The 7,717-nt window shown below is 29.3% G+C and carries 9 protein-coding genes and 1 pseudogene; 6 read left to right on the top strand and 4 right to left on the bottom strand.

Going from position 1 to position 7,717, the window contains the following annotated elements:
- From FMM56_RS08860 to FMM56_RS01365, 6 genes and pseudogenes are all read left to right on the top strand, one after another.
- Positions 1-117: pseudogene (locus FMM56_RS08860) on the top strand (methyl-accepting chemotaxis protein); the annotation flags it as partial.
- A gap of 93 nt (positions 118-210) precedes the next feature.
- Positions 211-795, top strand: a complete 585-nt coding sequence (locus tag FMM56_RS01385) for an NAD(P)H-dependent oxidoreductase (protein ID WP_150139677.1) — start codon at positions 211-213, stop codon at positions 793-795.
- Positions 796-812: 17 nt separating this feature from the next.
- Positions 813-1,613 carry an undecaprenyl-diphosphate phosphatase gene (locus tag FMM56_RS01380; protein WP_411675333.1) on the top strand — a complete coding sequence of 267 codons (801 nt, stop codon included), beginning with the start codon at positions 813-815 and terminating at the stop codon, positions 1,611-1,613.
- 90 nt (positions 1,614-1,703) lie between these two features.
- Positions 1,704-3,512, top strand: a complete 1,809-nt coding sequence (gene thrS / locus FMM56_RS01375; RefSeq protein ID WP_150139673.1) for a threonine--tRNA ligase — start codon at positions 1,704-1,706, stop codon at positions 3,510-3,512.
- Entirely contained in the window at positions 3,509-4,024 is a 516-nt protein-coding gene (infC, locus tag FMM56_RS01370; RefSeq protein WP_150207563.1) for a translation initiation factor IF-3, read from the top strand. Before thrS ends, infC begins: the two co-directional genes overlap by 4 nt.
- Positions 4,025-4,082: 58 nt before the next feature.
- Positions 4,083-4,304, top strand: coding sequence for a hypothetical protein (locus FMM56_RS01365; protein WP_150207561.1), 222 nt, complete (start codon positions 4,083-4,085; stop codon positions 4,302-4,304).
- Positions 4,305-4,375: 71 nt separating this feature from the next.
- On the opposite strand, the gene FMM56_RS01360 is transcribed toward FMM56_RS01365, so the two are convergent.
- Genes FMM56_RS01360 through FMM56_RS01345 form a run of 4 tightly spaced genes read right to left on the bottom strand, consistent with a single transcriptional unit; the run spans position 4,376 to position 7,711 of the window.
- Positions 4,376-5,719 (bottom strand): toxin-antitoxin system YwqK family antitoxin, encoded by a 1,344-nt coding sequence (locus FMM56_RS01360; protein ID WP_150207559.1) that lies wholly within the window; start codon positions 5,717-5,719, stop codon positions 4,376-4,378.
- Complete coding sequence (locus tag FMM56_RS01355) at positions 5,716-6,138, bottom strand: MerR family transcriptional regulator (RefSeq protein ID WP_150207557.1); 423 nt, start codon at positions 6,136-6,138, stop codon at positions 5,716-5,718. The genes FMM56_RS01360 and FMM56_RS01355 overlap by 4 nt, the downstream gene beginning before the upstream one ends.
- A 9-nt stretch (positions 6,139-6,147) precedes the next feature.
- Positions 6,148-6,933 carry a shikimate dehydrogenase gene (locus FMM56_RS01350; RefSeq protein ID WP_150207555.1) on the bottom strand — a complete coding sequence of 262 codons (786 nt, stop codon included), beginning with the start codon at positions 6,931-6,933 and terminating at the stop codon, positions 6,148-6,150.
- Position 6,934: 1 nt separating this feature from the next.
- Positions 6,935-7,711 (bottom strand): SPOR domain-containing protein, encoded by a 777-nt coding sequence (locus FMM56_RS01345; RefSeq protein WP_150207553.1) that lies wholly within the window; start codon positions 7,709-7,711, stop codon positions 6,935-6,937.
- Positions 7,712-7,717 lie beyond the last annotated feature (6 nt).

The following is a 7,717-nucleotide window of genomic DNA, read 5'->3' as shown; positions in this document are numbered from 1 at the left end:
ATTGACCAAAATACCAAGGATAATGTTGAAATTGCTAATCAATCATCTATAATCTCTGATAATGTTAGTAAAATTTCTAATGATATATTAAGTGATGTAAAAAGCAAGAAGTATTAAAAATTGAAGGCTAAATTTTGAATAATTTTTCAAAATTTGCCTTAAAAATTTATCATAATGATTTATAATTACAAAAATTCAAAGGAGGATTAAATGCAAACAGCCTTATTAATCAATGGTTCTAAAAAATTTTGTAATGATTCTACAAGACTTAATCACACTTTACAAGAAATAGCAAAAGAAGAGCTTTTAAAAAGGGGTTATGAAGTGCTTGAAACCTTTATAGAAAGGGGTTATAATATAGATGAAGAGATACAAAAAATTTCTAAGTCTTCGCTTATAATTTATCAAATGCCTGCTTGGTGGATGGGTGAGCCGTGGATAGTTAAAAAATACATAGATAAAGTTTTTTCACTTGGCGGAGCTGGGGTTTTATATAAAAATGATGGAAGAAGCAATACAAATCCTAATAAAAACTACGGCAAAGGTGGGCTTGCAAATGATAAAAAAGTAATGCTTAGTGTAACTTGGAATGCCCCATACTCAGCCTTTGTAGAAGAAAATGATTTTTTTGAAGCAAAGGGCGTAGATATGGTTTATTTTCATTTAAGAAAATTGCATGAGTTTTGTGGGATGACTTTTTTACCTATTTTTATGTGTAATGATGTAGTTAAAAATCCACAAATTCGCACCTTTATGTCTAATTATAAAGCACATTTGGCTAAAGTTTTAGACTAGGTTTTTTTGTGGATAGTATTAGTTTTTACGCTTTTATACTTGGGATAATCGAAGGATTAACTGAATTTTTGCCCGTTTCTTCAACCGGGCATATGATTTTAAGTGCTCAAATTTTAGGCATTGAAAGAAATGATTTTTGGAAGTACTTTTTAATTATTATCCAACTTGGTTCAATACTTGCAGTAATAGTTGTCTTTTGGCAAAAACTTATACAAGGCTTTTTGCTATGGTTTAAACTAGGACTTGGTTTTTTTGCAACTGGCTGCATAGGCTTTTTTGTATCAGATTATTTAAACAATCTTTTTAATGGCTATATAGTAGCCATTATGTTAATACTTGGAGGCCTTATTTTTATAATAATAGAATATTTGCATAAAAATAAAAGCTATCAAGTAAATTCACTAGATGAAATAAGCTATAAACAAGCCTTACTTATAGGCATTATACAATCCCTTGCCATGATTCCTGGTACTTCAAGAAGTGGGGCAAGTATCATAGGAGGGCTTTTACTTGGACTTAATAGAAAGGTAGCGGCTGAATTTTCTTTTTTATTAGCCATTCCAACTATGATAGTTGCCACTGCTTATAGCATTTATCAAGAACCCTCCATGCTCTCAAACAATAACGCTTTTTTACCACTTTTAATAGGCTTTGTGGTATCTTTTTTTGTGGCTATTTTTGTGATTAAATTCTTTTTAAAATTCATAAGTAAATTTGATTTTATCCCCTTTGGTGTTTATAGGATTATACTTGGAGGAGTGTTTTTAGTTTTATATTCTAAGGGCGTTTTAAATGCATGGAGTGAATTTGAATTTTAAAAAAAATCAATTTAAAAAACAATTAAGCCTTTTAAAGTTAAAATTAAGCTTTGAAAAATTCAATAAATATAATAAATATTAAGGTTAAATATGGAAAAAGAAATAATTGGCTATGAAAATGAAGGCAAAATTTTAGACACTCAAAGTGCAGATAATACTACTTTTAAGCCTATATATTTTGATAATTCTCAAAAAAGTTTAGAACTTTTAAGGCATTCTTGTGCTCATTTAATGGCACAGGCTATTAAAAGTTTATATCCCGAGGCTAAATTTTTTGTAGGTCCTGTTATAGAAGATGGCTTTTATTATGATTTTAGAGTAAATGAGAGTTTAAATGATGAGGACTTAATAAAGATTGAAAAAAAGATGAAAGAATTTGCTGAAAAAAAGCAAGATATACAAAAATACGAACTTTCAAAAGAAGGCGCAATAGCTAAATTTAAGGATGATGATTTAAAACAAGAAGTAATGCTTCGTATACCTGATGGCATGGTTAGCATTTATAAGCAAGGTGAATTTGAAGATTTATGCCGTGGTCCTCACTTGCCAAATACTAAATTTTTACGATTTTTTAAACTAACTCGAATTGCAGGGGCTTATTTGGGTGGTGATGAAAAAAGAGAAATGCTTACTCGTATCTATGGTACGGCCTTTGCTGATAAAGAAAGTTTAAAAGAATACTTACACATTATAGAAGAGGCTAAAAAAAGAGACCATAGAAAATTAGGTAATGAGTTAAAATTATTTAGCTTTGATGATGATATAGGTGGGGGATTACCTATATGGCTAAGTAGGGGTGCTAGACTTAGAAGTAAACTTGAACAAATGCTTTATAAAATTCATAGATTAAGAGATTATGAGCCTGTTCGTGGACCTGAGCTTTTAAAGGCTAAGGCTTGGCAGATTAGTGGGCATTATGAAAACTATAAGGAAAATATGTACTTTACTCAAATTGATGAGCAAGAATATGGCATAAAGCCTATGAATTGTGTAGGGCACATTAAAATTTATCAAAATGAATTAAGAAGTTATAGGGATTTGCCTTTAAAATTCTTTGAATATGGCGTAGTGCATCGCCATGAAAAAAGTGGAGTTTTACATGGCTTATTTAGAGTTAGAGAATTTACCCAAGATGATGCACATATTTTTTGTATGCCAAGTCAGATAAAATCTCAAGTTTTAGAGATTATAGAATTTGTAGATAAATTAATGGAACTTTTTGACTTTAATTATGAACTAGAAATTTCAACAAAGCCTCAAAAGTCAATAGGGGCTGATGAAATTTGGGAAGAAGCTACTAAGGCCTTAAAAGATGCTCTTAATGAACAAGGCTTAAAATATGGTATAGATGAAGGTGGTGGGGCTTTTTATGGTCCAAAGATTGATATAAAAATTACCGATGCACTTAAAAGAAAATGGCAGTGTGGGACCATTCAAGTAGATTTTAACCTACCTCAAAGATTTAATTTGGAATATACAGATTCAAATAATGAAAAAAAACAGCCCGTAATGCTTCACCGTGCAATCTTAGGAAGTTTTGAAAGATTTATAGGAATTTTAACAGAACATTGTGGAGGGGAATTTCCATTTTTTATAGCCCCTGTTGGCGTTGGTATAGTTATAGTTAATGACAAACATTTAGAATATGCAAAAAGTATAAAAAGAATGCTTTTAGAACTTAATGTAGATAGTGAAATTTATGATAAAAACGAAACTTTAGCTAAAAAAATTCGTAGTGCAGAAAAACAAAAATTACCAATGATTTTAGTAATAGGAGATGAGGAGTTAACAAATAAAAGTGTCGCCCTACGCGATAGAAGGGCTAAAATTCAAAGGAATTTAACTTTGGATAAATTTATTGATTTTATTAAGGAGAAAATTAGTGAGGTACATTTTTGAGTAAAGAAAAAGAAGCATTGCTCAATGAAGAAATTAGAGCAGATGAAATTCGTTGCATAGGTGATGATGGCAAGGTTTATGGCATTATCAGTAGCGACGAGGGTTTAAAGATTGCTAATAGCTTAGGACTTGATTTGGTAATGATAGCACCTGATGCTAAGCCCCCAGTTTGCAAAATAATGGACTTTGGAAAATTTCGTTATCAACAAGAAAAAAAGCAAAAAGAAGCCAAGAAAAAACAAAAGGTTATCGATATTAAAGAGATAAAACTCTCTATTAAAATTGCTCAAAATGACATTAATTATAAAGTAAAACACGCTTTAGAATTTTTAGAACAAGGAAAACATGTACGTTTTCGTGTCTTTTTAAAAGGACGCGAGGTTACAACGCCAGAAGCTGGTATTTCTTTACTTCAAAAAATTTGGCAAATGATAGAAAATAAAGCAAATTGCGACAAAGAACCAAACTGTGAAGGACGTTATGTTAACATGCTTGTAACGCCTAAAAAATAAGTGCTTATCTTAGATAGGCAATTGTTTTAATTTTTAAATTTTGTAAAAAAGAAAAAATATGCAAAAAATTATTAAGATTGGCATCGCTTTAATTGCTGTGTTTTTGAGTGGTTGTTTAAGTACTACTACTTCAAGTAACCCACCGACAGAATATCAATGCAAAGACCTATTGAGATTAATTAATGGAAAAAATGGTGACGAAGCAATAAAATTAGTAAGCGATAAAGACTTACTAGAACAAATATCTTATTGTAAAGAAAATTACGAATCAAAAAAATAAATAATTAATTTGTAAAAACAAGGACTGCTTGGCTTTTTTTATTGTTCTCTTATAATATAAACTATAAAATTTCAATCAATAGCTATCCCATTTTGATAATAAATTTTTTTAATAAATTTACCATCTTCATTATAAAAATTAATCCAGCCATGCTTTGTGCCATATTTATAGCTACCACTTTGACTTAATTGTCCATTTTTATGATATTCTTTAAATACCCCTTTTACGCCATTATTATTTTGAATTTCATATTGCAAGGTGCCATCTTCATAAAAACCCTTGCTAAGCCCATCTACTTTTCCATTTTTATAATATTCTTCACTTTTTAAGGAATTATTCTCATAAAAACTTTTATATTCTAGCTTTTGACCATGTTCATCAAATAATTCTTGTGCATAAAATTTACCATTTTGATCATAAAATTTTTTAATATCTACAACCTTATCATCTTTCATTAAGGCCTGAGTCTTTAACTCGCCATTTTCATGATAAGTTTTACAAAGTCCATTTAATTTATCATTCTTATAAATCAAACTTGATAAAAGCGTGGCTTGTTTGCTGTAATTATTTTCAGCTCCTTCTTTTTGACCCTTATTGTTATATTTTGTAACAAAACGCAAAACCCCATTTTCATAAAATTCCTTATAAAAACCTATAAAATAATCATCTTTCATAGTATATTCTTTATAAAGTTGAGTATTTGCAAAATACTCATAAAATACCCCATTTTGCTTATCATTTTTATAAGTTTTTACAAATTTTGGCGTATTAATAGCATAAAATTCCCTAAATACCCCATCCTTTTGACCTACCTTATTATAATATTCTTCTTTCTTAATAGAACCATCTTCAAAATACACTATATCCTTGCCAGTGATATTATTATCATAAATTAATTGCAAGGTATGCTTAGTACCTGTTTCAAAATAACTTATCCACTCATCTATCTTTATATCATCTTTAAATTTACCACTAAGGCTTGTTTTACCATTATCATAATACGCCTTATAAGTACCATTTTTCTTACCATTTTTAAAATCTATTTCTTCTTTTAATTTTGAGTTACTAAAATACTCCTTATAAGTTCCATCTTTTAAATCATCTTTCAAGCTATATTTTTTATAAATTTTACCATCTTCAAAGTATTCTATAAAGGTCCCATTTGCCTTATTATTTTTATAATTTCCTTTTAATTTTAAAGCCCCACTTTCATAAAATTCCTTATATTCCCCAAGCCAAACGCCATTTTTAAATATCTTTTCACTTCGAACATTACCATTTGCATAAAATTCTTTTTGAACCCCATTTAAGCTAGATGCATTTTCTTGTTGATATTTTATTTCTTTTAAACCAGAATTGCTTGCACAAGCTACTAAAATAAGGCTAACAAAGCCACTTAAAATTATTTTTTTCATTTATTCTTCCTTGTTTTCTTTTGGTAATTCCTACTTTCTGGGTTATACTCATCAATGCCCGTTTTTATAATCTTGTCATAAACGCCAATTTTATATTTTAGCATTTCCTTTGCTTTTTCTAATTTAAGTACTTCTTTATTTATATTTTCAAGTTGATTTTCAAGCATTTTTTTTCTATCAGATGCACTATCAATACCCTTTGTCGATAAGTAAATATAAGTCTTAATATCCTTTAAACTCATATTTATAGAACGCAAATAAGATATCCACCTAACCCATTCCACATCTGTTATACTAAAATATTTTACTAAATTTTTGTCTTTTTGTACAAAGGGTAACAATCCTTTTTTAGCCCAAAAACGAATAGTATGAGATGAAACGCCAGTAAGTTTTTGAACCTCTATAACAGTATAAGCCATAATATTCCTTTATAAAGTTAATGCTTCTTGCATAGCTTGTTTTATAAGTGTTTCTTTATCTTTTATATCAAAAAATAATTCAAAGGCAAAAACCCCTTGCCACAAAAGCATATCAGCCCCATCTTTAAAAATTAACTTATGTTTTTTGCAAGCATTTAAAAAAGGAGTTTGTTTTCCATAAACTATATCACAGCCAAATTTGGCATTTGATAAAAGCTTATTTAATAAATTTTCATCGCAAGGCAAATTATCATTATTTAAACCGGCCGGAGTTGTATTAATAACTATGTCAAATTCAAAATCTTGCAAATTTTCATATAAAGAAGTTTTATAGTCCTTAAAGTCCTTAAAACGAGAACTTGAACGATTTGCAATTGTGCATTTTATGTTTTTTGAATTCAAGGCAAATGCTATAGCCTTTGCACTGCCACCTGCTCCTAAAATAAGGGCTTTTTTGATATCTTTATAATCTTTAATAGATTGTAAAAAGCCAGGTGCATCGGTATTATAAGCATAAATTTTATTATCTTTTAAAATGAGAGTATTTGCACTGCCTATTTTAACTACATTTTCATCCTTAATATCTGCTATATTTAAGGCTTCTTCTTTAAAGGGAATTGTTATATTTGCCCCATTTAATCTAAGTTTTAAAAATTTTTCTTTAAGTAAAGATTTATCATTTAATAAATAACGTGTGTAAATAGCATCAAGCCCTAAGAATTTAATGGCATTATTATGAATTCTTGGGCTTTTAGAGTGGTTTATAGGATTACCTATAACGGCTAAAACTTTCATTTTAAGGTTTTAAGGTAAATACAAAGGCGTCTTTTTCCACATCTTTTCTAATTTTAGTAAGTGCAGCATTTACCTCATCTTTACTAAAAGGTCCTATTAAAACCTTAGTAATGTCCTTATTATTAACCTTTGTTTTATAAAGCTTATATTCATAGCCTTTTTGTTTTAATGCTGTTAAATCCTTTGACCTTTTATCAACATTTTCTACAGAAAATACTTGTACATAAGTACCAACAGGTAAACCACTTTGCTTATGTAAAATAGGTTCTATCTTTTGGGCTGGTATCTCTTTGAAAAGTTCTTTAGAATCAGCTTGTTTTTGCGTAGTAGCAGGTTTTGTTTGCTTTTCGTTTTTAGCTACATTTATAGTATTACTTTGCGTAGGCTTTTGAATTTCTTGCTTTGGTGCAGGTGGTTCTGGCTTTATTTCTTCACTAGGTGGTGGAGCTGGAATTTCACTAGTAACAAGGGTAGCATTTTGTTCATTATTTTCTTCTTTTGCAAGACTTTGTTTTAATAACTCAAATTGATTTTGTTCTTCTGTTAATTCGGTTAATGGAATGTCCTTAAAGCCATTTTTATCATCTAAGCCACTAATTGGCTCACTTGGGACAATCTCTTTTTCTTGATTGCCATTAAACAATTTATACACTAAAAGTATTACTAAAAATAGTATAACTAAGGCAATAACACGCAAAAGGATTTTTTTGATTTTTTCACTTTTATTGCTTTTTTCTAAGATAATATCATCAAATTCTGTCTTATTTTCATTTTCCATTTTTAC

It is taken from the genome of Campylobacter sp. LR264d, from assembly GCF_008633895.1.
Classification (GTDB): Bacteria; Campylobacterota; Campylobacteria; order Campylobacterales; family Campylobacteraceae; genus Campylobacter_D.
This window is presented reverse-complemented; position numbering and strand designations above follow the sequence as displayed.